At 53.7% G+C, this 24475-nt stretch carries 19 protein-coding genes; 5 read left to right on the top strand and 14 right to left on the bottom strand.

What is annotated here, in order from left to right:
• The first annotated feature begins 115 nt into the window (after positions 1-115).
• Both J7I43_RS04255 and J7I43_RS04250 read left to right on the top strand, forming a co-directional pair.
• Entirely contained in the window at positions 116-4192 is a 4077-nt protein-coding gene (locus J7I43_RS04255) for a gliding motility-associated C-terminal domain-containing protein (RefSeq protein ID WP_209143587.1), read from the top strand.
• Between the two features lie 8 nt (positions 4193-4200).
• Positions 4201-5223: a PorP/SprF family type IX secretion system membrane protein gene (locus J7I43_RS04250; RefSeq protein WP_209143585.1), complete on the top strand. Its 1023-nt coding sequence runs from the start codon at positions 4201-4203 to the stop codon at positions 5221-5223.
• 48 nt (positions 5224-5271) lie between these two features.
• Here J7I43_RS04250 and J7I43_RS04245 read toward each other — a convergent pair whose 3' ends face one another.
• From J7I43_RS04245 to J7I43_RS04205, 9 genes are all read right to left on the bottom strand, one after another.
• A complete protein-coding gene (locus tag J7I43_RS04245; RefSeq protein WP_209143583.1) occupies positions 5272-7482 on the bottom strand; it encodes a S46 family peptidase in 2211 nt (736 codons plus the stop codon).
• Between the two features lie 116 nt (positions 7483-7598).
• A complete protein-coding gene (lpdA, locus tag J7I43_RS04240; protein WP_209143581.1) occupies positions 7599-9005 on the bottom strand; it encodes a dihydrolipoyl dehydrogenase in 1407 nt (468 codons plus the stop codon).
• A gap of 158 nt (positions 9006-9163) precedes the next feature.
• Positions 9164-9829 carry a LolA family protein gene (locus tag J7I43_RS04235; RefSeq protein ID WP_209143579.1) on the bottom strand — a complete coding sequence of 222 codons (666 nt, stop codon included), beginning with the start codon at positions 9827-9829 and terminating at the stop codon, positions 9164-9166.
• Positions 9830-9967: 138 nt separating this feature from the next.
• Positions 9968-12559 carry an FtsK/SpoIIIE family DNA translocase gene (locus tag J7I43_RS04230; protein ID WP_209143577.1) on the bottom strand — a complete coding sequence of 864 codons (2592 nt, stop codon included), beginning with the start codon at positions 12557-12559 and terminating at the stop codon, positions 9968-9970.
• Between the two features lie 43 nt (positions 12560-12602).
• A complete protein-coding gene (locus tag J7I43_RS04225; RefSeq protein WP_209143575.1) occupies positions 12603-13670 on the bottom strand; it encodes an alpha/beta hydrolase in 1068 nt (355 codons plus the stop codon).
• 2 nt (positions 13671-13672) lie between these two features.
• A complete protein-coding gene (locus tag J7I43_RS04220; protein WP_209143573.1) occupies positions 13673-14737 on the bottom strand; it encodes an alpha/beta hydrolase family protein in 1065 nt (354 codons plus the stop codon).
• An 8-nt stretch (positions 14738-14745) separates the two neighbouring features.
• The gene (locus tag J7I43_RS04215) at positions 14746-15132 is read right to left on the bottom strand and encodes a DUF423 domain-containing protein (protein ID WP_209143571.1); all 387 of its coding nucleotides are present in this window, start codon (positions 15130-15132) and stop codon (positions 14746-14748) included.
• Entirely contained in the window at positions 15125-15631 is a 507-nt protein-coding gene (locus J7I43_RS04210; protein ID WP_209143569.1) for a shikimate kinase, read from the bottom strand. Before J7I43_RS04210 ends, J7I43_RS04215 begins: the two co-directional genes overlap by 8 nt.
• Positions 15628-16266 carry a 4'-phosphopantetheinyl transferase family protein gene (locus tag J7I43_RS04205; protein ID WP_209143567.1) on the bottom strand — a complete coding sequence of 213 codons (639 nt, stop codon included), beginning with the start codon at positions 16264-16266 and terminating at the stop codon, positions 15628-15630. Before J7I43_RS04205 ends, J7I43_RS04210 begins: the two co-directional genes overlap by 4 nt.
• A 70-nt stretch (positions 16267-16336) precedes the next feature.
• On the opposite strand from J7I43_RS04205, the gene dcd reads away from it, so the two are divergent.
• Positions 16337-16873, top strand: coding sequence for a dCTP deaminase (dcd, locus tag J7I43_RS04200; protein WP_209143566.1), 537 nt, complete (start codon positions 16337-16339; stop codon positions 16871-16873).
• A gap of 23 nt (positions 16874-16896) precedes the next feature.
• Here the strand turns inward: dcd and J7I43_RS04195 are convergent, their stop codons facing one another.
• From J7I43_RS04195 to J7I43_RS04180, 4 genes are all read right to left on the bottom strand, one after another.
• Complete coding sequence (locus J7I43_RS04195) at positions 16897-17748, bottom strand: KilA-N domain-containing protein (protein WP_209143564.1); 852 nt, start codon at positions 17746-17748, stop codon at positions 16897-16899.
• A gap of 121 nt (positions 17749-17869) precedes the next feature.
• Positions 17870-19117, bottom strand: coding sequence for a serine hydrolase domain-containing protein (locus J7I43_RS04190; protein WP_209143562.1), 1248 nt, complete (start codon positions 19115-19117; stop codon positions 17870-17872).
• A gap of 96 nt (positions 19118-19213) precedes the next feature.
• On the bottom strand, positions 19214-20443 hold the full coding sequence (locus J7I43_RS04185) for a TlpA disulfide reductase family protein (RefSeq protein WP_209143561.1): 1230 nt from the start codon (positions 20441-20443) through the stop codon (positions 19214-19216).
• Between the two features lie 10 nt (positions 20444-20453).
• Positions 20454-21125, bottom strand: coding sequence for a YggS family pyridoxal phosphate-dependent enzyme (locus J7I43_RS04180; RefSeq protein WP_209143559.1), 672 nt, complete (start codon positions 21123-21125; stop codon positions 20454-20456).
• A gap of 207 nt (positions 21126-21332) precedes the next feature.
• Between J7I43_RS04180 and J7I43_RS04175 the strand changes: the two genes are divergently transcribed.
• Entirely contained in the window at positions 21333-22472 is a 1140-nt protein-coding gene (locus J7I43_RS04175; RefSeq protein WP_209143557.1) for an acyl-CoA dehydrogenase, read from the top strand.
• A gap of 33 nt (positions 22473-22505) precedes the next feature.
• Positions 22506-23453 (top strand): arginase, encoded by a 948-nt coding sequence (locus J7I43_RS04170; RefSeq protein ID WP_209143555.1) that lies wholly within the window; start codon positions 22506-22508, stop codon positions 23451-23453.
• On the opposite strand, the gene J7I43_RS04165 is transcribed toward J7I43_RS04170, so the two are convergent.
• The gene (locus J7I43_RS04165) at positions 23450-24463 is read right to left on the bottom strand and encodes a DUF3810 domain-containing protein (protein ID WP_209143553.1); all 1014 of its coding nucleotides are present in this window, start codon (positions 24461-24463) and stop codon (positions 23450-23452) included. The two genes, J7I43_RS04170 and J7I43_RS04165, sit on opposite strands and share 4 nt — an antisense overlap.
• Positions 24464-24475: the final 12 nt, after the last annotated feature.

Here is a 24475-nt window from a genome sequence, read left to right as displayed (position 1 = left end):
AAGCATACCCCTCCCCCTTTTGGGGGATAGGGCGCCCGCGTCTGGACTTTCCCCGAATAGTTCCTTATCTTGCCTCCCATTCGGAATCCCCTGTGCTTTAAACCGTTTACCCTGCATGAATACACCTTTACCCCGCGCTTTTATCCGGCGCGCACTGTTATGTATTACCTGTGTATTGTCGTTCCGGCATTACGTTTCCGCTCAGCATCTATCCAATACCGGCACGGATTTCTGGGTCGGGTACGGGCATCATCAGTTTATGGAACCCGGTATGGGCAACAGCCAGGAAATGGTGCTTTACATCAGCGCCGGACAAGCTGCCGCCAACGTAACCGTTTCCATCCATGGAACCGCCTGGGTACGCAATTACAGCATTCCCGCCAACACCTCCATTACCACCGAAACAATACCCAAAGCCGGGTTTTATGACGCCCGGTTATATTCGCCGCCGCCTTCGTTCGGCGGAACCGGCGGCGAAGGCATTTTCGCCAACAAAGCCATTCACATCGAAAGCGACGTGCCGGTGGTGGTCAATACCCACATATACGGCAGCGCCTCCAGCGGCGCTTCCATGCTGATACCCAGCAATGCCTGGGGGTATGAGTACATTTCCCTCAACAGCCAGCAGTATTACCAGGACAACGCCTTTTCCTGGATGTTCGTGATCGCGAAGGAAGATAACACGGTGATTGAGATCACGCCTTCCAAACCCTCGCGGAATGGCCGCGTGCCCGGTGTGCCCTTCACCGTTACCCTCCATAAAGGCAATATCTACCAGGTACTCGGCGCCGCCCTCGGCGGGGGGTACGGAAACGATCTTACCGGCACGAAAGTGCGCTCCATCCCCGATGTCGACGGCGTATGCCATCCCATTGCAGCGTTTTCCGGCAGCAGCCGCACGTACATTGCCTGCCCCGGCGGCTCGCCCGGAGGAGGAGACAACATCATCCAGCAGCTATTTCCCAAACATACCTGGGGGCGGCGTTACCTTACCGCGCCGTTTTCCAATGAAAATGGAGCGGGTAACCTGAAAACGGACATGTTCCGGGTGATCGTGAGCGACCCCGCTACGGTAGTAAAACGCAACGGCAGTACGTTGGGAGGGCTTATTGACAACGTCTATTACGAATTTCAAAGCAATACGGCGGACCTGATCGAAGCGGATAAACCGGTGATGATGGCGCAATATATGTCTTCCAGCAACGGTTGCGCCAACACCCTTGGCGGCGGAGACCCGGAAATGATCTACCTGAGCCCGCTCGGCCAGGGTGTAAAAAGGACCGTGTTCTACCGTACCACGCACGAATCCATGAACATACAGTACGTTACGCTGATATTGCCCGATGCCGGCCTGGCTTCTTTGCAGATAGACGGCGCAGCCGGCGTGGACCATGTGTACGCGCATCCGCAAATGCCCGGCTACAGCGTTGCCGTAAAACGATATGCGGCAGCCAATGCCACCGGCTCCATTACCTGCGACCAGCCTTTTACCGGTGTTACCTATGGCCTGGGCAGTGTGGAAAGTTACGGTTACAATATTGGCCTGAACCTGGAAAACCTCAACGGTACCGGGCGGATCAAAAACAGTGAAAGCACCGATGAAAGCAGTGAATTCACCTGCCTGGGCACGCCGGTAAAACTGTCGGTGCTCCTGCCCTATCAGCCCACCGTGCTGAACTGGAAGATCAGCGCATTGGGAAGCGCCGTTTCCCCGAACGCGGACGTGCTCCAAAACATGCCCCCCGCGGCAGACACGCTGCGTATCGACGGCATCCTGTATTACCAGTACATATTGCCGCAAGATTATACCTTTAATACCGGCGGGGATTATACGGTCCCGGTGGAAGCCACGCACCCCTCCATCACGATGTGCGGCCATACCGAAACCATCAATATTCCCGTGGAAGTGAGAGCCGGCCCACAAGCGATGGCGGCCTTCACCACTCCAACTGCCTGTACGCTGGACACGGTTTATTTTTCCGCCGGCGAAACGAATGGCGCCTTTACATTCGACCGATGGGCATGGACGTTCCCCGACGGCAGCACCGCCGGCACACGTGAAGCGAAGAAGATCTTCCAGCCCGGCACCCATAAAATAAAGCTCAGGGCCGTCACGACAATGGGTTGCGCCAGCCTCGATTCAGTATCGTTCACCATACACGACCGCCCCACGGCCAGTTTCAGCAGTTCCACCGCGGCGGTATGCGAAGGCGGCCTTATCACTTTTGAAGATAATGGTTCCGCTTATGCAGGAACGGCGCCGGTTTCGGCGCGTTATTGGGATTTCGGGAACGGCGCTTCGCCGGTGAACAGCGCCAATACATCCGAACAGGCGGCTTATGCCAGCTACGGCACTTATGAAGCGAAAATGGTGGCAAAAGTAAGCGACCTTTGCGTCAGCGATACCGCACATGTATCCGTGGCCATACACGCAAAACCCATTATTGAATTTATAACGCCCGGCGATTGCCTTCCCGCCGACCGTTCCGCCAGGTTCACCAACAACACCACTGCTCCGGGCGGGCAAACGATCGCCGGTTATCAATGGGATTTCGGCGACGGTTCGGGTGTTTCCACAGACAAAGATCCCGTATACCAGTATACAAGCGATGGCACGTACACCGTGCAATACACCGCCACCACCAACAACGGTTGCGTAAGCGACAGCTCATTCAACATAGACGTTTCCGCGAAGCCGGAATTAAGGTATTCCGTTGTGCCGCCGGTTTGTGAAAACGTTCCCGGGCCTTCCACCGTTGCGCTGGCGGGCGTCCAGAACGGCGTAACCGGCACGGGTATTTACAGCGGCCCCGGAATTGAAGACAGCGGCGCGTTACAGCCAGGTATTGCCGGCGTAGGCGATCATACCGCCAAATACATTTTCACGACCACAGCGGGCTGTATTGATTCCATATCCGCCCCCTTCACCATACGCGCCAAACCAGACATCAGCCTCACGTTGCCGGAAGGTTGTATGCCGGTGAACGGTGAAGCCGCTTTCAGCAGCAACGCCACCACTTCCGATGGACAGGCTGTTAACGGCTACCTGTGGAACTTCGGGGATGGATCGGCCAATTCCGCGGACCAAAACCCTGTGCATCATTATACAGCGCCGGGCACTTTCAATGTTACTTATTCGGCGACTACCGTAAACGGCTGTACGAGCGATACCAGCGTGCAGGTGAAACTCAGCATGCTGCCCGACCTCGCCTACAGCGTAATCCCGCCGGTATGTGTGTCAGCGCAGGGCCCTGTAAGCGTGGCTACGGCTTCCGTGGAAAATAACCTCACAGGAAGCGGCATTTATTCCGGTGAAGGCGTTAGCACCAACGGCAACTTTGCCCCTGCAGTGGCAGGAGTTGGCACACACGCCGTTAAATATATTTTTACCACCACCGATGGCTGTGTAGATTCCGCCAGCAGCGACATTACCGTGAACGCCTTGCCTGTAGCGGGTTTTGTTGCTTCCTCGGATTCAGTTTGCCAAGGCGGCAGCCTTTCCTTTACAGACATGAGCACCGGCGGTATGGCGGCATGGAACTGGAATTTCGGGGACGGAGGAAACGCATCCGCCGCAAACCCGGATCATCGTTTTAACCGGGCCGGTACATTCAGCGTAAGCCTCCGCGTAACCGACGTGCATGGCTGCATTTCCGAGCCATTCAGTCTGCCCGTGGTGGCAACCGTTCTGCCGGTGATCGATGCGGGCCCCTCGTTTACCGTCAGAGAAGGTACGCGGATACAATTCCAGCCTACGGCGAACGATTCCACCCAGGTCACTTTCCGCTGGTCGCCGGCTGGGGAATTTACCGATCCCAACGTGCTGCGGGCAACACTTACAGCCACCCAAGACGCGGTATATACGCTCACCGCCCAAAGCGGCAGCAGCTGCAGCGCAACGGACCAGGTAACGGTCACCGTCATCAAGGCCATCAAACCGCCGAACGTATTTTCTCCCAATGGCGATAATATCAACGATACCTGGGTGATCCGGGAGCTGGTTAATTATCCCAATTGCATCGTGGAAATATTCAACCGTTACGGCCAGCGCCTTTACCGTTCCGCCGGTTACGGCACTTCGTGGGACGGTAAATACCGCGGAGACACCTTGCCGGTAGGCACTTATTATTACGTCATCCAACCCGGCGACGGCGGAAAATCCGTTTCCGGCTCCGTTACCATCCTCAAATAACATTTGTTATGATCAGACAATGTTTACGCACGATCCTGCTGATACTGGTGCTTGCACCGGCCGCCATGGCCCAGCAACAGCCGCACTATACGCAATACATCATGAACCCGTTCATCCTCAATCCCGCCGTGGCGGGCATTGAAAGTTACTGGGACATCAAAGCCAGTCACCGCCACCAATGGGCCGGCCTGCAGGACGCACCGGTAACCACTTACCTCTCCGCGCACGGCCCGGTCGGCAAATATTCCCGCAATAACACCACGCCTACCGATATGCGGTATACGTCGCGGGACAAAACTTACTGGGACGATTACAAAGCTCCCGAAGGCCATCCCGGCGTGGGCCTCACCGTGCTCAGCGACGTAACCGGCCCCATCCGCCGTTTTTCCGTGAACGCCGCCTATGCGCATCACATCGGCCTCGGGCCCAAAACCAGCATCAGTCTTGGTATTGGAGCAGGCATGCAAACCTACAGTCTTGATGCGGACAAACTCGAGTTTGCCGATCCCGGCGACCCGACCATGACCGGCGTGGGCCTGATGAGAAAATGGAAGCCGGATATTTCGGCTGGCATCTGGCTGTATTCCGCGGATTTTTTTGGTGGCGTTTCCATGCAGAACATCATCCCGCAGGAACTGACTTTTGATAAAGGAGAAGTAATTACGGCCGACGAACGCGGCAAACTCATGCCGCACCTCTTCATCACCGCGGGTTACCGGCTGTGGCTGAATAACGATTTCAGCGTATTGCCTTCCGTGATGCTGAAAGTGATAGAGCCTGCGCCCCTGGGCATTGACGTGAATGCAAAACTGCTTTACCGCGACCGTCTCTGGTTAGGCGCGAATTACCGGGTAGACGACGGATTTGCGGGCCTGCTGGGAGTTTATATCACACCCGTGCTGAATATCGGTTACGCATACGACTATACGGCGTCTTCCCTGAACTATATCAGCAAAGGCACGCACGAGATCACTATCGGGCTCACGCTGGGAAACCGCAGCGGGGCGTTCGCACCAGGGCATAACTGGTAAAAAATCCCTTCATAAAAAAGCCCCGGAAAAAATCCGGGGCTTTTTATTTTAAGACGCTTTCTTCAATGGCGTCGTTACCTTCGTTCCCTTCTTCTTTGGATGCACCAGTTTCAGTTCGTCTATCAGGTTTTTCGCGCCCGCGAATTTATCCACGATAAAGAGCACATACCGGATGTCTACCATAATATTCCTGCAAATGGAAGGATCGTAATTGATGTCGCTCATCGTGCCTTCCCAGGTACGGTCGAAGTTGAGGCCGATAAGGTTGCCGTGCGCATCCAGCGCGGGACTGCCGGAATTGCCGCCGGTAGTGTGATTGCTGGCGATAAAACATACCGGCATTTTGCCGTTTGCGCCGTATGGGCCGTAATCTTTTTTGGCGTAAAGCTCGCGCAGTTTCTCAGGCACGTCGAACTCATAATCGCCGGGCTTGTATTTTTCCATTACACCGTCCAGCGTGGTGATGAAGTCGTACCGCACGGCGTCGCGCGGCGCATAACCGTTCACTTTGCCATAGGTGACGCGCATGGTGCTGTTGGCGTCCGGGTAAAAACGTTTGTCTTTCATCACTTCCATCTGCGCGGCCATATAGCGGCGTTGCAGGCGGTTGATCTCAGGCTGCAGCGCGTCGTACGGTTTGTTGATGAAGTCGATATAACCGTTGCGCAGACCGATCATGAGACGGGTGGCGGGGTCTTTCCATACGTCGGCAGACACGGTTTTGTAAGGCCTGTTGAGGAATGCGGTCAGTTTGTCGTACGAAACAAACGCAGACTGGCTGTACATTTTATCGGCCGTCCTTTTCCCGTCTTTATTCGTTTCCATCCAGATCTGGTAAGCTTCTCCACCGATCTTATTTGAAGGCACCTCTTTGAAATAAATATCCAGCAAAGCAGTGGCCACCTCGCGGTCCACATCGTTGTTATAGTTCTGGTATTGTGGTTTTGCCTTGGCGAGATAAGCCTGTTTCAGCGTTTCGTATTGCTCCTCTCCTTTCAGCCTTGTTTCCTGCAGCAGCGTGATGGCGTTGTTGGCGAAACCGAGCATTTCCACGTTACGGACGAGCTCGCTGTAATAATCGCGGGCAACGGCGTAAGGCGCCTGCGATTTATAAAGATTATTCAGCGAATCGAGCAGGCCGCTGTAGGTACCGCGGTATACGGCGTTGTTTTTTACGAGTTGCTGAAAACGGGCTTCATAATCCAGTTTGCGTTGGATGCCGCCCGTCTGGCGCACGCCCTGCATCTCGCCGATCCATTTTTTCCAGGAATTGGCGATGGAAGCCTGTTTGGCGGCATATTGAATTTTGATCTGTTCGTCTTTCCGCATGAAGCCGTCGATCACTTTCAGCGCGGCGTCGCGCATGCTGACGCGGGCGGGGTCCTGCCCTTCCACTGTGAGCTTCATCGCTTCGGAAGGCAGGTATTCGTTGGTGCGGCCGGGAAAACCGAATACCATTGTGAAGTCGTTCTCCGCGATGCCGTCCAGCGAAATGGGGAGGAAATGTTTGGGTTGAAGCGGCACATTGTCTGCCGAATATTCCGCGGGGCGGCCGTCTTTCCCGGCATACACGCGAAAAATGGAAAAGTCGCCGGTATGGCGGGGCCACACCCAATTGTCCGTATCCGCGCCGAACTTGCCGATGGAGGAAGGCGGCGCGCCAACGAGGCGAACGTCTTTATAAGTTTCTGTTACGAACAGGAAATACTGGTTGCCTTCAAAAAACGGCTTGACGAGGGTTTCCTGCCAGGCTTCCTTTTTCGCGGTTTCTTTGATCCTGTTCAGATTTTTATCGATCGCGCTCTGGCGTTGGCTTTCGGAAAGATCGCCGGCAACGCCTTCCAGCGCCTGCCTGGTAACGTCTTCGATGCGTACGATGAAAGTGGCGAAGAGCCCGGGATTGGGGAGTTCTTCGCGGATGCTGCGCGCCCAGAAGCCGCGGTCGAGGTAATTGTTTTGCAGGGAAGAATGTTTCTGGATGGCGTCGAAGCCGCAGTGGTGGTTGGTGAGCAGCAGGCCTTTGGAGGAAATGACCTCCCCGGTGCAGAAGCCGCCGAAACTAACGATGGCGTCTTTCAGGCTGCCTTTGTTGACGTTGTAGATATCTGCCGCGGTGATCTTCAGGCCCATGCCCTTCATTTCCTTTTCGTTCAGCCTGCCGAGCAGCTGCGGCAGCCACATGCCTTCCGTGGCAAAAACGGAAAGATGTGCGAGGGATAAAACTGCCAGCAACAGGCAGGTCGCGATTTTTTGCCTCATAAGATGGATTTGGTGAATCAAAGCGGCAATTTACTGTAAACCGGAGGATTAACCATAACACAAAAAAGGCCGCACCAGCTGGTGCGGCCCTTGCCATATCGTATCAATCGTTTGATTTACAGGTGAATCGCTTCGCCGTAAGCCACTTCGATCGCATCTTTTACGGATTCGCTCATGGTCGGGTGCGGGTGGATGGAATTGAGCACTTCCATGTAAGTGGTTTCCAGCGTACGCGCGGTAACCGTCTGCACGATGGCTTCGGTCACGTTCATCCCGATCATGTGGGTGCCCAGCCATTCGCCGTATTTGGCGTCGAAAATCACTTTTACGAAACCTTCGGTAGCGCCGGCGCCAACAGCCTTGCCGGAAGCGCTGAAGGGGAACTTGCCCACTTTCACTTCGTAACCGGCTTCTTTGGCCGCTTTTTCGGTATAGCCTACGGAAGCGATCTCAGGCGTGCAGTAGGTACAGCCGGGAACGTTGTTATAGTCGATCGGGTGCGGTTTGTGGTTGTATTTTTTCTCGGCGTAAGCGATGGCTTCCACGCAAACGATGGCTTCTTTGGAAGCAACGTGCGCCAGGGCCTGGCCAGGCACCATGTCGCCGATGGCATAGATGCCGGCAACGTTGGTGTTGTAGAACGCGTCTACGGTTACTTTGCCTTTGTCGGTTTTTACGCCGAGGGTTTCGAGGCCCAGGCCTTCGATGTTGGCGGAGATGCCTACGGCGCTCAGCACAACGTCCGCTTCGAGGGTCACTTCACCGGTGGCGGTCTTCACTTTGGCTTTCACACCGTTTTTGGCGCCTTCCACCGCTTCCACGCTGGCATTGGTCATTACCTCGATGCCTTTTTTCTTGTAGATCTTTTCCAGTTCTTTGGAGATATCTTCATCTTCCACCGGCACGATGCGCGGCATGAATTCAACGATGGTCACTTTGGTGCCGAGGGTGGCGTAGAAGTAGGCAAATTCAACGCCGATGGCGCCGGAGCCGACCACGATCATGCTTTTGGGCTGTGTGGGCAGGTTCATGGCCTGGCGGTACCCGATCACGTTTTTACCGTCGATCTTCAGGTTCGGCAGCTCGCGGGAGCGGGCGCCGGTGGCCAGGATGATGTGTTTGGCTTCCTGTGCGGACACTTTGCCGTCTTTATCGGTCACTTCTATTTTGCCTTTGGCGACGAGCTTGGCGGTGCCCATGATCACGTCGATCTTGTTCTTCTTCATGAGGAACTGAACGCCTTTGCTCATTTTATCGGCCGCGCCGCGGCTGCGTTTGATCACGGCAGGAAAATCCACCGTAGATCCCTCAACGGTTACGCCGTAATCTTTGGAATGGTTGATGTATTCAACTACCTGTGCGGATTTTAACAATGCCTTGGTCGGGATGCAGCCCCAGTTCAAACAGATACCGCCCAAACTCTCCTTTTCTACAATTGCTGTTTTAAATCCCAGTTGAGAAGCCCGGATAGCCGCCACGTATCCACCGGGGCCGCTACCAATTACGATTACGTCGTATGCCATATTGCTTGATTTTTAGAATAAAACTTGGCAAATGTAGCAAAAAAATGCAAAGTTATGCTAGTTGCGGCCGATAGATGACATTCGGCGGAGACTGGCCGCTGCAAATGAAAACGGCTCCCAGTACGGGAGCCGTATCTATATAGTTGAAAAGGTTGCTGTTAGCGGAGGTCCACCACTTCCACGCCGGGATATTTTTTGGCGTCGAAAGTGAACAGATCGTCTTTCACAGCGCCATTCGGCTGGAAATTGAGGATCTCGTAGGTGTAACGGTTGCCGTTTTTCTCGAAAACCTTCATGCGGGCGAGGGTTTGGTTCTTTTTATCCACGTCTACCAGCACTTTGAAGAAGTTCTTGGATTTGTCGGTTGGCGTCAGTTCGATATTCTGCAATACTTTGCCTTTTTCGGTGGTTTCACCGTTGAGGCGGTACAGGAAGTCGTTGTCGTAGAAATTGGTGAAGATCTTGGCGGGCGTCATGCTGCTGTTGCTCTGGTCCACATTGCTGATCGTCACTTCATTCACGTCTTTAGCGTAGGTCCAGGAGGTTTTATTGTCGCTGATGATCTCCTGCCCGTCCATGATCACCTTGTATTTGGGGCCTTTTACGTAAACGGAGCCTTTTTTGGTGTCGTTCACGCTGTTATTGGCGCCTTCCACCTTGAGCACGAAATTAGCGATAACAGATTTGAGGGATTTGAATTTTTTGCTCACGCCGTCCAGCACCACCTTGGCTTTCGGGTCGTTTTTGCCGGCGGAACCGGTTTGGGCGTTTGCGCCGATCACCATTCCGCATATGATCAAACCCGTAAGTACCGTTTTCTTCATCATCATAATTTTAAATGTTCTAGTTGTAGGGAATTAGACCAAATCTTATGCCGGTAAGTTTATACCGTCATGTTAAAGAAATGCAAAATTCGTTTATTTCCGCCAAATGCGGAAACATGCGCTGCCTTCCGGCGCAAATTATAACATACTGTTAAGAATTTCTTCGAGATCGGCTTCGGTTTTCACATTCACGTCGCGTGCTTTGCTGCCCATGTTGGGGCCTACGATCCCGGCGGCTTCCAGCTGGTCCATCAGGCGGCCCGCGCGGTTGTAGCCGAGCTTCATCCGGCGCTGCAGCAGCGAGGTGGAGCCCTGCTGGTTCTGCACGATCACACGTGCGGCCTCTTCAAAGAGCGGGTCGCGGTCGGCCAGCGAAAAGTCTTTGCCTTCCATATCTTTTTCGTCGACGTACTCCGGCAGCAGGAACGCGTCAGGATATCCGCGCTGCTCCCCGATGAACTCGGCCACGCTTTCCACTTCGGGCGTGTCTACGAATGCGCACTGAAGGCGCACCAGCTCGCCGTTGAAGGAGATCAGCATGTCTCCCTGGCCGATGAGCTGCTCGGCGCCGCCGATGTCCAGAATGGTGCGGGAATCTATCTTGGAAGATACTTTAAAGGCGATACGCGCCGGGAAGTTGGCTTTGATGGTGCCCGTGATGATGTTCACAGACGGGCGCTGCGTGGCGATAATGAGGTGTATGCCCACGGCGCGCGCCAGCTGCGCCAGCCTGGCGATCGGCATTTCCACTTCCTTGCCCGCCGTCATGATCAGGTCGGCGAACTCGTCTATCACCAGCACGATGAAGGGAAGGTAACGGTGGCCTTTCTGCGGATTGAGCCTGCGCTGGGTGAATTTGCCGTTGTATTCGCGGATGTTGCGGGTGCCCGCTTCTTTCAGCAGGTCGTACCGCAGGTCCATTTCGATACACAATGCGTTGAGGGTATGCACCACCTTTTTGGTGTCGGTGATGATCGCGTCTTCTTCCCCGGGCAGTTTGGCGAGGAAGTGTTTTTCGATCAGCTTGTACAGCGACAATTCCACTTTTTTCGGGTCTACCAGCACGAACTTCAGCTGCGAGGGATGTTTTTTATACAGCAGCGACACCAGCAGGGTGTTGATGCCCACGGACTTACCCTGGCCGGTAGCGCCCGCCATCAGCAGGTGGGGCATTTTGGCAAGGTCCGCGATAAAGTTTTCGTTGTCGATCTTTTTCCCGATCGCGATGGGCAGGTCCATCTGGCTGTGCTGGAACTTGTCGGAGGCCAGCATGTTGCGGAGCGACACGATGGTCTTTTTCACGTTCGGCACTTCTATACCGATGGTACCGCGGCCCGGGATGGGCGCGATGATGCGGATGCCCAGCGCCGAAAGGCTCAGGGCGATATCGTCTTCCAGGTTCTTGATCCTCGAAATGCGCACGCCCGCCGCCGGTACGATCTCGTACAGCGTAACGGTAGGCCCGACGGTGGCGCTGATCTTCTGGATGGAAATATCGTAGTTCTTGAGGGTGTCGATGATCTGGTTTTTGTTCTTTTCCAGTTCGGAAGCGTCCTGCACGATCTTGTCCGACCCGTGGTTTTCCAGCAGGTCCAGCGCGGGGTATTTGTAGTCGCGCAGGTCGAGCGTAGGCTCGTAAGGATCTGTGGGCACGGCTTCGCGCACGGGCACGATCTCTTCCACCTCGTCGTCGGTCGGGTCTTCGTACACGGGTTTGATCTCGAAGGCCACTTCTTCCGCCTTCGTGTTCTTTTTGGGAACCGGCGGCGTGTAGATCTCCGGTTCCGGCTCTGGCTCTGGCTCGGGCTCCGGTTCATTTACCGTCATCGTGAGTTCCGGTTCGGGTACTGGCGGGATGTAAGTGATCGATTTGGCCGCGGGCTCTTCTTCTTTTTCGATCAGCTGCAATTCCTGTTCGAACGCTTCTTCTTCCACCGGCGGGATTACGGTGATGGGGCTTCCGTCGCCTTTCATCGCGTTGTTTTTCGCGGGCTGCGTTGCAAAGGGAGCGGAACTTTCATCGTCTTCCAGTTCTTCATCCGGCTCGCCGAAACCTGCAAACGGCTCTTTCACCGGTTTGGGTTTCTTTTCAGGCCATTTAAAATCGACGTTGAACTTCCAGATGATCCAGCTCAGACCGGCCACCACCAGCAGGAGGCCCGCGCCGGTTTTACCGAGGAAGCCGCTGGTCCAGCGATTGAGCGCATCGCCCAGGGCGCCTCCCCATGGGAAGGCCGATTTGCCGGTGAGGAACGCGAAGGTCATGCTGATGAACAGCAACCCGAAAATGATATATTTCACATTGCGCCAGAAGCGGAATACGCGGCGGCCTACAATAAAATTGATACCGATGATGAAAAAGAAATAACAGAACAGGTACGAAGCGATGCCGAACCCTTTGAAGAAAAACCAGTGGGACGTGAACGCGCCGAGGCGGCCCAGCAGGTTGTCCACTTCAATTTCATGCCTGAACAGCACCGATGAGGAATACCGGTGTACTTTATCGAAATCTTCTTCCCAGGTGAACAGGTAAGAAGTAAATGCAATAAAACAGTAGAGAGACAGCAACAGGAAAAAAGCGCCCAGTACTTTGTGGGTGCGCTCGTCCTTCACCAGTTCCTTCACCTTCACTTCGGGCTCCTTATCGGGCTTCAGCGTGGATGGGTCCGGTAATTGCTCTTTTTTCTTTTTAGGTTCTTTCTTCTCTGATTTCAGTTTGTTACCTGCCATAATCGAAATCAAAATTAACTATTGCCCGGGCAATCGCGGAAAATTATTTCCGGCGCCCGGCCGTTTGCCACAGCCAGCTGTTTATTTCTTCCAGCACGGCGGGCGATATGGTTTGTTTGATGGATGCATATTCCTGCACGCTGCAGGTGTTGCATTCCTGGAAAAGATGGTTCAATCCGGGCATTTCCTTCACAGTGGCTTTTGGCACGCCTTTGCGCCAGCCTCCGAGGTTCACGCCGCTTAGTATTTGTATGTCTTTCGCGCCGTTCAGCACCAGCACGGGGCATTTTACGGCGGGGAAATATTTTTTCGGGTCGAAGCGGATTATGGATAAATATTCCGGCATCATGTACACCGAAGCCAACATCGACGTGAATTTTTCTTCCGTATAAGCCGTTTTCAGCATCGGGTTGGCCGCGTATTGCGCTTTGGCATTGGCTATGATGCGGGCTTTGAGCTTAGTGGTATCCGGCTCTCCGGCGATGGCGGTGGCCATGGCGCGTTGTTCCGCTACCTTGATCCGCACCATGCTGTCTTTCATGCCCATGTTCCTGTAGATCGCTTCCGTTTGCGCCAGTATCATTTGTACGCCGTCCACACCCGGGCCGGCCATGGATATAAAAAATTTCACGGAAGGGTCTTCCGCCGCCAGCCTCAGCCCGATGGCGCCGCCTTCGCTGTGGCCGAGGATGCCCAGTTTTTTGGGGTTCACCTGCTTGTCTTGCCGCAGAAAGGCCAGCGCGGCTTTGGCGTCGCGGGTGAGGTCTGCAATGTCCGCACCCTGCGCTTTCCCGGTAGACCGCCCCACCCCTCGCTCGTCGTACCGCAGCACGGTAAAACCTTTCCCGCTCAGGTATTCCGCGACCGTTTTCAGGAATTTATGCCCGAATACCGTTCCGTCGCGGTCCGTGGCGCCGGAGCCGCCGATAAGCAGGATAGCGGGCGCAGGCTCGAAAGTTTGCTGATAGGTGAGCGTGCCGCTCAGCATCACCGAATCGGCGATGTTGTGAAAAACGACTTCCCTGGTTTTAAATGCGGGGATCTCCGCCTGCTGCGCAAACACTGTGCAGCAAAGGGAAATCAGCAATAAACAAAAGGCGGCTCTTTTCATGATCAGCTTTTTTTCAGCCCGGTTTGCACGGCTATCCATGCCTGAATATACGCAAGAACTTCGGGAGATATTGTTTCGGGCAGCTGTCCGTACTCAAACATCGTGCAGGTTTTGCAATGCTGGAAAAGATGGTTGAGGCCGGGAAAGGATTTGACGGTTACTTTTTTATTGCCGGCGGCGGCCAGGCCATCGTTCCATGCTTTCAGGTTCGTATCGCAGGCCACTTGTGTGTCCTTATCGCCGTTGATGGCCAGCACAGGGCATTTGATGTGGGGAAAAAACTTTGCGGGATCGTGCTGCAAGATGGCTTTGAAATTCACGCGGGTATAGTTGACGAGCCCTCTTTTTATCAGGTCTTCCTTCGAAATGGCGCTGGTCAGCGTGGCCGGGCTATTGTCGTAAAAATCCCCGAACAGATTGCGGAGCCTGTTTTGCATTACGAGCGTATCGTTTTCGTCTTTCACGATCTGCAGCACAGTGTCCAGCATAGCCATTTGTGCTTTAACTTCTTTTTCCGAAAGGCTTTTGAAATGCTGGGCCGATTGTTCTTTCATCAGAAGATCACCGTTCTGCCCGGGCCCCGCCAGCGATACAAAAAACGCTGCGCTTTTCTCCCCAGCCACCATTACCTGCCCGATCATTGCGCCTTCGCTGTGACCGAGTATGCCTATTTTTTCCGGATCGATGCCCGGATATTTTTTGAGGAAATCGAATGCAGCCTGGGCATCCGCGGCAAAGTCCGGAATAGTAGATTGCGCGTAATTGCCGGTGGAGCGGTGCGTGCCCCTGTCGTCGTACCGGAGCACGGCAATGCCGCGCCGGGTCAGGTATTCCGCGATCACGAGAAAAGGTTTTTTGCCCATCATCGTTTCATCGCGGTCGTGCGGGCCGCTGCCGGAAATAAGCACCACGGCGGGAACAGGCTTGTCTGCCGCCGGAATGGTGAGTGTGCCGGACAGGGTAACGTTTTTATTGGGAATACTCACGCCTTCATACGCCGGTTGATGTTGGGCATACGTAACGGACGATAATAACAGCAACAGGCATAGGGCCGCCTTCTTGATCATAAGGGAGATTATTTTTTGAGAATGCCCAGCAGCAGCATTACCCATCCGCCGATGAAGGCCAGCCCGCCGATGGGCGTAATGGCGCCGATGCCGCGCAAACCCACGGTGTCTGTGGCTTTCAGGAGGGTGAGCACGTACAGCGAGCCGGAAAACAGGAGCATCCCGATGAGGAACAACCGGCCGGCCCAGATGAGCTGCGGGCCGGGCACATGAGCGTACAGGATGCCCACCGCCAGCAAGGCGAAAACGTGGTAAAACTGGTAGGTAACGCCGGTCTGGAACGTGCTGACGGTTTCAGGAGGCACGAGCTCCTTCAGCTTATGCGCGCCGAATGCGCCGAGAATAACTGCCAGCGCGCCCAGCAGCGCCGCCCATACGAGAAATGTTTTATGCATGCCTTACCAATTTATCGAAAGTTTCCAAAGATATGGCATCGTCGCTGATGATCACCTGACTTTGCTCATAAAACGGCTGCCGCTCCGCCAGTTTTTTTTCCGTGAAGGCGGTCAGTTCTTCGGCTGAAAGGTCTTGTATCAGCGGCCTTTTTGCCTGTTTGCGCTGCAGCCGTTCGACCATTACGGGCACGGAAGGGTTCAGCCAGATGGTGATGCCGTGCTGGTTCATGAAGTCCATCGTATCGCTGAAGCAGGGCGTTCCGCCGCCGCAGGCGATAAGGAAGGTGTCGTTGTCCAGTGCCAGTTCGCGCAGGATGCGGCCTTCCTGTTCCCGGAAGTAGGTTTCGCCTTTTTCGGCGAAGATCTCGGCAACGGCCATTCCTTCCCTTTCCACGATCACATCGTCCAGGTCGAAATACGGCAGGTTCCAGTGACTGGCGAGCTGTTTGCCCCAATAGGATTTTCCGGCACCCATAAAACCGAGCAGAAATATTCTCATGTTGTCTGTTGTTTTCTTTCTCCCGCCGTCCAGGCCAGGCATAGGTTATCTTCCAGTATGTATTGCAGGTCGAGGCAGGCCAGCCTGTCTTCTTTCAGGAAATCGCAGGTAATGAAACCCGTGTTCTGAAAGGGAAAGGCTTGCAGCTGCATGTTGGCTTTGAAGTCGAGCCCGCCGAGCCCGTACCATTTGTAGACCGCTTCTTTGGCGGACCAGCAGACGGTTTGATGCTGCAGCCGGTGTTGCGCCGACATAAATTCCGCTTCCCTGGGGGCGAGGAATTTGTGCGCTACGCGGCCGATCTTGGGCTGAACGTTTTCGATATCGATGCCAACATGTTCCCTTGTGCTCACGATGGCGGCGGCAAAGTCTCCGCAATGCGAGATGGAAAAATAATAAGGATTTCCGGGAATATACGGTTTTCTGCTTTCGAGGATGCGGATTTCGTTGACAGGGAGGTCCGGGAACAGCTGGCGGAGGAGATACCGGCCGGCGAAATGCTGGAGGCGTTTGTGGGGGTGATGAACGCCGGGCTCGATGATGACCTCGGACCGGAAAAACGCTTCTTCTTCACCAATTTTCCACACTCCCAGCTTCGTGGCGGGGTCAATTTGTATCGTTCGTATTAAAGCCATAAATTCGCCGCTATTAAACGCGAATTTAATCGGAAATACCCAACCGGCCTAAACCTAAACAAACCACATCATGATCTTGTCTGACAAAAGGATATTGGAGGAAATTGAAAAGGGCACTATCGTGATCAGCCCTTATGATCGCAAATACCTGGGCACCAATTCGTACGACGTGCACCTGGGGAAATACCTCGCCACGTATGCGGACCGGGTGCTGGATGCCCGCAGGCATAACGAGATCGTGCATTTCGAGATCCCGGAGGAGGGTTATGTGCTGCAGCCGAACACGCTTTACCTGGGCGTAACGTATGAATATACCGAAACCCATGCGCATGTGCCGTTCCTGGAAGGCAAAAGCAGTACGGGCCGGCTGGGGATCGACATTCACGCCACGGCGGGCAAGGGCGACGTAGGTTTTTGCAATACCTGGACGCTGGAGATCTCCTGCGCGCAACCCGTGCGGATATACGCCGGCATGCCCATCGGCCAGCTGATCTATTTCGCGGTGGAAGGCGATATCGAGACTTTCTACAACAAAAAGGGCAATGCCAAATACAATGGCAGAACGGTGCGGCCGGTGGAGAGCATGATGTGGAAGAATGAGTTTTAAGGAATGACTTTTAAAGTTTCCGACTATATTTTTTTCTTTTTAGGACTTCCAATAGTTGCAGGATCTGCTAGATATTTTTGAAGAGAAGCCAGCTGATCGATTGCGGCTTCTCTCATCATTTCATACCGTTCCTTCTTCCCGACTCCCTGTCTGATCCAAACCGCATTAAGATTTTCAAGATTGGAAAGCACGATAAGTTGATGGGTGTCTGCACAATCTCTGATTGTTGCATGCCCATACGCTTCTTCCGGGTATTGTTCCCTCCATTGTTTTGCCGTGAGACCGAATAAAGCCAGGTTTATCAGGTCTGCTTCTTCTGCATAAATGTAAGCGTCGTTTTTCTGAGGCGTATCTCCCCAGGGGATCAGCTTGTCTTTTATGGCATCGGTATGGATTCTATAGTTGGTTGCCGCTAAACTCCTTCGAAAGTTCCATTCCAGGTGGTGTATGTTACTTTCCAGTTCTTTCAGCCGCTGAAACTCTTTAATTAAGTACAATTTAAAGGCAGGGCTTATCCATGTACCAAATTCAAAGGCAATATCCTTATGGGCATACGTCCCTCCATATCTGCCTGCTTTTGCGATAAGTCCCACTGCTTTTGTTTTTTCAACCCATTCCTTTACACTTATCTTATAGTTATTCAACCCGGCCTTACTTTTAATTATGGCAGATTCGCCATAATTAAAATCCGGATTATTGATCGATTCCCAGATACTTAAAAACTCAACGGTATTTCTGTTCCTAAGCCAGTCGGATATAAAAAAATCCCCCTCCTTTGCTTTCAACATATCAGTTATTGATATGTAATCATCGTTATTATAACCAACCACGCCTATAGTAGTGTCATTTACTATGATTTCTCTTTTCTTAACCATTGCTCAATTGATTGTTTTTTGACATAACCGGCCATCAAAAGCAATTTACCCCCATTCCCCATCCATTCCAAGCAACTGAGAAAGTCTCCGAAACGCGAAGATTCAAAACGAAAAACCGCAACTACTCCAGCGCCCCGTACGTCAATATCCTGAACTTCCGCACAAAATCGCCATACCAGGCATACGGGCTCACATTCGTGAACACCAGCAGGATCAATCCCTCTTTTTTGTCGATCGTATGCTCGGAACAATATGCCCCGCCCCAGGTGAGCGAGCCCGGCGTCGCCTGGTCGCCGTACCGCGTGTCTTCCGTAATGATCTGGAAACCCAGGCCGAACTTGTCGTTGCGGTCCCACACGAAATTGTCGCCGATCTGGTTGCGGCCCATCAGCTCTATTGTCTTCCGCGACAGCAGCCGCACGTTATTGTAGCTGCCGCCGTTGAGGATCAGCTGGCATATTTTCGCATAATCCGCCGCCGTGCACACCAGTCCCGCCCCGCCAAGGAACAGCGTTTGTTTCCCGGCAACAGGGAAAGTACGGTTTTCCACGCTGGTGCTGAGCGTGATGGGGTCATCCATCGTGCGTTTGGCGTACAGCTCCACCAGGCGGCCGGCTTTCGAAGGCGGCAGGTAAAAATAACAATCGTTCATGCCCAGCGGCCGGAAGATGCGGGTCGTGAAAAACTGGCTAAGGTTCATCCCGGAGATCACCTCCACTACCCTTCCCGCAATGTCTGTATTGTAACCGTACGTGAATTTTTCACCTGGCTCGTGCACCAATGGCCGCGCGGCCACTTGCCGGATGAGCGAATCCAGCGTAAGACCGTCCAGGTCGCTGAGGGCGCCGCCGGGCACTTTGTGCGTGGGGTGCTGGTATGGGATGCCTGCCGTGTGAGACAACAAATGCCGGATGGTAACGGCTTTCCGCGCTTTGTGCGTGATGGCTTTGCCCGTAGCCTTGTCCACACTGTCCAGCACCTGCATGTCGCTGAACTCGGGCAGGTACTTCGCCACCGGGTCGTCCAGGAACAGCTTTCCTTCCTCGTACAACATCAGCACGGCGATGGTGGTCACCAGTTTGGTCTGCGACGCGATGCGGAAAAAATCGTCCGTCCTCGCCGGGACCTTCTTTTCAATATTGGCGTAGCCATAGGCTTTGTTATGCACGATCTTGCCGTTGCGGGCGATGAAAGTGACCGCGTTGGGCGTATATCCTTTGGCGACGGCATCATTGAAAAAACTGTCTATACGGGCGAGCCTTGCCGCGGAAAAACCCGCTTCCGCGGCGTTTACGGCCGGTTTCAGCTGCTGCTGCGCCACACAGGGCACGGCAAAAAGGGCGGCGAGGAAAAAAAGGGTTGTTTTCATAAACGTGATTGTTCCGAAATATAAAAAGGAATCGCGCATAAAAAAAGACCGCCCTGGCGCAAGGCGGTCCTTTTTGGATGAAATATCGTGCGGGCGTTATTGCAAAAGCCCGTCCATCAGGTGGTTGAACTCTTTTTTGTAGGTTTCGTAGTGCTCTCCCGTACCAGGACCGTTAAACCCGGTATGCACTTCTTTCACTTTGCCGGTTTTATCCAGGTAAATGGTAGTGGGAAAACCTTTAAGCGCGGTGAGCTGCGGCAGCGTTTTCTCCGTTTTTTGCGGATCGGAAGGCGTAACGCCGGTGATCAGTACGGGATACGTTACATCGAACCGTTTGATGAAGCTTTGCACCGCTTTTTTCGATTTTTCGAAATCGGTGGTGCGCTCGTAACACAACATGATGATCTCCACGCCACGGTCTTTGTTCTGTTTGTACCATTCGCTGAGATAAGCGGTCTCGTCCATGCAGTTGGGGCACCAGGAGCCGGAGATTTGTACGATCACGGCTTTGTTTTTGAAACGTTCGTCTTTGATAGACACTTTCTGCCCGTTGACATCGGGGAAAACAAAATCGAGCGTGGCGCCGGTTTCCTTTACGGTGGCGATGGTGGTGGCGTCCTGCAGTTTGGCGCTGCTGTCTTTTTTCGCGGTGAACTGTTCCTTATTGGTGATGCCTGCGAAGAACACGCCGTTGCTGAGGGTGGAATCGTTTTCCACTTTGGCGGTGAACAGGTAAGCATGCGAACCGTCGAAGGTGGAGAGTTTCAGCGTGTCGCCGTCCACCACGCCCTGCAGGTAACGGTAATCGCCGGTGGTGGTGAGATAGGTGCCGGTCACCGCGTTGCCGTTCTGCGCAAATTCGCCGATGGCTAAGCTGGTATCTTTCCCGTCTGCCGATGTAAAATAAGTGGGCCAGCGGCCGGATACATTATGTTTGGCCGGGTTGGCGGACGCAAAACGCTCTGCCACACCGGGCACCGCTTTAAACGCGATGTTCGCGTCGTTTGCCGCCAGATGGCGTATCCACAGGCCCTGCAGGCTGCCGTCCGGCTGAAGGGCGGTTTTAAATTCGGAATCGAAAAAGGGCATGCGGATGAAGACGGAATCGCCTTCCTGCCGCACATCATCTACCAGCATGCGTTCACCGGCGTTGAGAATGTGAATGGCCTTTTTGCCGGCGCTGTCAGTGAGCTCGAAATTAAATACGATATCGCCGCCGTCTTCCCGCAGCAGGTGCGCCTGCCAGGGGCCGGTGGCCAGGGTGGCCTTTTTGTTTGCGCTGCAGGCGGCAAGGCCGATCACTGCAACGATCATCCATTTTTTCATACTGATCTGTTTAAGCATAGTTCCTTGCGCCGAAAAGCAGGCTGCCGATGCGTACCAGCGTACTGCCTTCTTCGAGCGCGATTTTATAATCACCGCTCATGCCGGTGGATAATTCTTTGAAAAATTCATCGCCGGGGAAATACTTCTCCTTCACAGCGTTATGCAGCGTTTTAAGCCCCGCAAATTCCCTGCGCACCTGCGTTTCATCGTCCGTATTGCTCGCCATGCCCATCAGGCCGGCGATGCGCACGCCCGCGAGGCTCCCGGCCTGCTCCAGCAGCTGGAACAATTCGGTTTCGCTGAGCCCGAACTTGGTTTCTTCCGTCGCAATATGCACCTGCAGCAGGCAATCGATCACGCGGTGATGTTTCAGCGCTTGTTTGCTGATCTCCGCGAGCAGCTTCAGACTGTCTACCCCGTGTATCATGCCCACGAAAGGCGCGATGTATTTTACCTTGTTGGATTGCAGGTGGCCGATGAAATGCCATTGCACGTCCTGCGGGAGCTGGCCGGCCTTATCCACCAGTTCCTGCACATAATTCTCCCCGAATATGCGCTGGCCTTCGGCGTAAAGGTCCCGGATATCTTCTACGGGTTTGGTTTTTGATACTGCTACCAGTTTTGCCTTATAGGGTTCCAGTTGCTGCAACACCTGCCGGTAGTTGTTAAAATTCACTGCCATATTCCTACAAAAATAATAGACTTCAGGCATTTTCAGCGCGGCCGCAAATGGAAAAAGCCCAAGAAATCGGCCCGGATTGCTGCAAAATATTCAACAATACCGTTGAAATGCTTGTTACCGTTTAATTCTGCGGGGGTGATTTTTTTACATCCTCATTTTAAAATAGGTTTGTAAACACCAACAATCTTATCCTAAAACAAAATTTACATGGAATTTCAGTTAACGGAAGAACACCTGATGATACAAAAAGCGGCGAGGGATTTTGCCGTGAACGAATTATTGCCGGGCGTAATTGAACGGGACGAACAGCAGAAATTTCCGGCGGAACAGGTCAAAAAACTGGGTGAGCTGGGCTTTCTGGGCATGATGGTCGATCCGAAATACGGCGGTTCCGGGCTGGACACTGTTTCGTATGTGCTGGCCATGGAAGAGATCTCGAAAGTAGACGCATCCGCTTCCGTAGTGATGAGCGTGAACAATTCCCTCGTTTGCTGGGGGCTTGAAACCTATGGTACTGAAGAACAAAAACAAAAATACCTGGCGCCGCTGGCAAAAGGCGAAGTGATCGGCGCATTCCTGCTCAGCGAGCCGGAAGCCGGCTCCGACGCCACTTCACAGCGTACGCTCGGGGAAGATAAAGGCGACCATTACCTGGTGAACGGCACCAAAAACTGGATCACCAACGGCAATTCCGCCAGCATATACCTCGTGATGGTGCAAACGCATGCCGAATTGGGCAGCAAAGGCATCAACGCGCTGATCGTCGAAAAAAACACGCCGGGCATTACCATCGGCGCAAAGGAAAATAAACTCGGCATCCGCGGCAGCGATACGCACAGCGTGATGTTCCAGGACGTGAAGGTGCCGAAGGAAAACCGCATTGGGGAAGACGGGTTCGGCTTCAAATTTGCCATGAAAACGCTTGGCGGCGGCCGCATCGGCATTGCGTCGCAGGCGCTGGGCCTTGCGAGCGGCGCGTACGAGCTGGCGTTAAAATATTCCAAAACAAGAAAAGCATTCGGGAAAGAGATCTCCCAGCACCAGGCCATCCAGTTCAAACTGGCGGACATGGCCACGCGCATCGAAGCGGCAAGACTGCTGTGCCTGCGCGCGGCCTGGGAAAAAGACAATCACCTGGATTACACGCTCAGCAGCTCCATGGCGAAAGTGTTCGCTTCCGAAACCGCCATGTGGGTAACCACGGAAGCCGTACAGGTGCACGGCGGGTATGGTTATGTAAAAGAATATCACGTGGAGCGGCTTATGCGCGACGCGAAGATCACACAGATTTACGAAGGCACGTCCGAAGTACAACGGATCGTGATCAGCCGCGGCATACTGGGCTAAACCGGCATCAGCGGCCACACACCAAAACAATGTATGAAAAACATCAAGATCATCGAGGTTAAGTCCGAGATCGGCGCAGGCACGCGCGGCGCCAGCCTGGGAGTGGATGCGATCAAGATCGCCGCGCTCGATTTTATGAGCAATTTCTTCGTGCATTTTCCCACCGAAGAGATCGAAACGGAGAACAAGCTGCTTTTTGAACCGATAGAATCCCCGTACGCCAAACGCATCAAAGGCACGCATACCTTGTATGAGCGCATCAGCAAAAGCGTTTGCGACACCATCAAACAAAACTGGTTTCCCGTGGTGCTGTCCGGCGATCACAGCACGGCGGGCGCCACCATTGCGGGGCTCAAGATAGCAAGGCCCAAAGCCAAGCTGGGCGTGATCTGGATCGATGCGCACGCCGATCTTCACACCCCTTTCACCACGCCTTCCGGCAACATGCACGGCATGCCGCTGGCCATTTCCATCGCGGAAGACAATGAGGACCATAAAGTGCATGAGCTGGACGACAATACCCTCCGCATGTGGAACAACCTCAAAAACCTGGGGAAGATCTCGCCGAAGGTATTGCCGGAAGACATCGTGTTCATTTCTTTGCGGGATTACGAAAAAGAAGAAGAACATCTGATCAAAAAATACGGCATGAAGGTGTTCACCACCAACGAAGTGCGCCGTAAAGGCCCCGAGGCCATCGCCCGCTCCGTGTTCCGTTACCTGAGCGATTGCGAATACATCTATGTTTCTTTTGACGTTGACAGTCTCGACGCGTCTATCTCCCGCGGTACGGGCACGCCTGTGAGCAATGGTTTGCGGGAAAGGGAAGCGGAAGACCTGATCTCGAAGTTCATGCAGCACCGCAAGATCTGCTGTTTCGAGATCACGGAAGTGAACCCTACGCTGGACAGGGAAAATTTGATGGCGGAGATCGCGTTCAACATCCTGCAGCGCAGCGTGAACGTGCTGATGATGAACTAAATGCGGTAGTACGTCATCAGCCAGCCGATCACTTCGCTGTAACTGCGGATACCGTGTTTCTGGCGGTTAGCTTTGAGGTATTGATCGTAGAGCAGGGCGGAATAATCGTCTGCCGGCCCTTCGTATCGTTCATAAAAACGGATCAGCGCCCGTACGTCTTCCCGCACCCCGGGCGATGTTTTTTCCCACAACACCCTTGCCAGGTAACTGTTCCGGCGGCCCAGCCTGCGGATGCTGTAAAGCAGCATGTCGAAATTGGCGGCATAACGGAAACGGCCGTCTTCCATCCTGCTGGCGACAAGATAGCCGATAAAATTCGCGTCTTCCTCCGGCGCAAACCCAAGCTGGTGGGCTATTTCATGACAGGTAACAAACGGCTGCTGGAAATGCGGCACGGTGGTGTTCACCTGCGCTTCATTCGTAAAAGGGTTCAGGTAACCCGTTATGCCGAGATAATTCAGGTATTCCCCGAACAGCGAAGATTTAACGGATGTATTCCTGTATTGCAGCGTGGGCGCGGAACGCGCGAGCTGGTTGTACCCCCGCGCGGCGAGCGTGAACATTTGTTTGCGCGGAAGCGCCTGCGTGTCCATCGCAGCACGGTCGCGGTTAGCGAGTTTTACCAGGGTGTCCGTAAGCAGGTAAAGATCGGCCGTGGTGTAATCCTTCGTTTTAAAACCAAGATCTGCTACCATGGAAGTGCGGTGATAATGCCCGCCCCACAGCAGCAGGAAAATGAAGTACAGCCAGACGAGCGAGGAAACGCCTTTGAGGAACAGGTCCAGCAGATCTTTCCATCGGCCGCGAATGAGCATCCACAAGCATCTTAACAAAAAAATTATACTGATTCCGACCCAGACGCAGTATATTACATCGCCGATACTGAAAGGCACTCTTCCGAAAATATTTCTCAATAACGTACTGATAAATTCGTACCACCTATGAAAATAGAGCTCCGCCAGCCACCCGTCCGCGGCGAAAATCCAGGTCAGCAAAATTATACCCGCCATACCGGCAGCTGT

It is taken from the genome of Chitinophaga chungangae (assembly GCF_017742215.1).
Taxonomy (GTDB): Bacteria; Bacteroidota; Bacteroidia; order Chitinophagales; family Chitinophagaceae; genus Chitinophaga; species Chitinophaga chungangae.
This window is presented reverse-complemented; position numbering and strand designations above follow the sequence as displayed.

Excerpts from the sequence above, each read along its gene's own strand:
- J7I43_RS04255 (WP_209143587.1), top strand. The coding sequence starts at position 116 with ATGAATACACCTTTACCCCGCGCTTTTATCCGGCGCGCACTGTTATGT.
- J7I43_RS04250 (WP_209143585.1), top strand. The coding sequence starts at position 4,201 with ATGATCAGACAATGTTTACGCACGATCCTGCTGATACTGGTGCTTGCA.
- J7I43_RS04245 (WP_209143583.1), bottom strand. The coding sequence starts at position 7,482 with ATGAGGCAAAAAATCGCGACCTGCCTGTTGCTGGCAGTTTTATCCCTC.
- lpdA (WP_209143581.1), bottom strand. The coding sequence starts at position 9,005 with ATGGCATACGACGTAATCGTAATTGGTAGCGGCCCCGGTGGATACGTG.
- J7I43_RS04235 (WP_209143579.1), bottom strand. The coding sequence starts at position 9,829 with ATGAAGAAAACGGTACTTACGGGTTTGATCATATGCGGAATGGTGATC.
- J7I43_RS04230 (WP_209143577.1), bottom strand. The coding sequence starts at position 12,559 with ATGGCAGGTAACAAACTGAAATCAGAGAAGAAAGAACCTAAAAAGAAA.
- J7I43_RS04225 (WP_209143575.1), bottom strand. The coding sequence starts at position 13,670 with ATGAAAAGAGCCGCCTTTTGTTTATTGCTGATTTCCCTTTGCTGCACA.
- J7I43_RS04220 (WP_209143573.1), bottom strand. The coding sequence starts at position 14,737 with ATGATCAAGAAGGCGGCCCTATGCCTGTTGCTGTTATTATCGTCCGTT.
- J7I43_RS04215 (WP_209143571.1), bottom strand. The coding sequence starts at position 15,132 with ATGCATAAAACATTTCTCGTATGGGCGGCGCTGCTGGGCGCGCTGGCA.
- J7I43_RS04210 (WP_209143569.1), bottom strand. The coding sequence starts at position 15,631 with ATGAGAATATTTCTGCTCGGTTTTATGGGTGCCGGAAAATCCTATTGG.
- J7I43_RS04205 (WP_209143567.1), bottom strand. The coding sequence starts at position 16,266 with ATGGCTTTAATACGAACGATACAAATTGACCCCGCCACGAAGCTGGGA.
- dcd (WP_209143566.1), top strand. The coding sequence starts at position 16,337 with ATGATCTTGTCTGACAAAAGGATATTGGAGGAAATTGAAAAGGGCACT.
- J7I43_RS04195 (WP_209143564.1), bottom strand. The coding sequence starts at position 17,748 with ATGGTTAAGAAAAGAGAAATCATAGTAAATGACACTACTATAGGCGTG.
- J7I43_RS04190 (WP_209143562.1), bottom strand. The coding sequence starts at position 19,117 with ATGAAAACAACCCTTTTTTTCCTCGCCGCCCTTTTTGCCGTGCCCTGT.
- J7I43_RS04185 (WP_209143561.1), bottom strand. The coding sequence starts at position 20,443 with ATGAAAAAATGGATGATCGTTGCAGTGATCGGCCTTGCCGCCTGCAGC.
- J7I43_RS04180 (WP_209143559.1), bottom strand. The coding sequence starts at position 21,125 with ATGGCAGTGAATTTTAACAACTACCGGCAGGTGTTGCAGCAACTGGAA.
- J7I43_RS04175 (WP_209143557.1), top strand. The coding sequence starts at position 21,333 with ATGGAATTTCAGTTAACGGAAGAACACCTGATGATACAAAAAGCGGCG.
- J7I43_RS04170 (WP_209143555.1), top strand. The coding sequence starts at position 22,506 with ATGAAAAACATCAAGATCATCGAGGTTAAGTCCGAGATCGGCGCAGGC.
- J7I43_RS04165 (WP_209143553.1), bottom strand. The coding sequence starts at position 24,463 with ATGGCGGGTATAATTTTGCTGACCTGGATTTTCGCCGCGGACGGGTGG.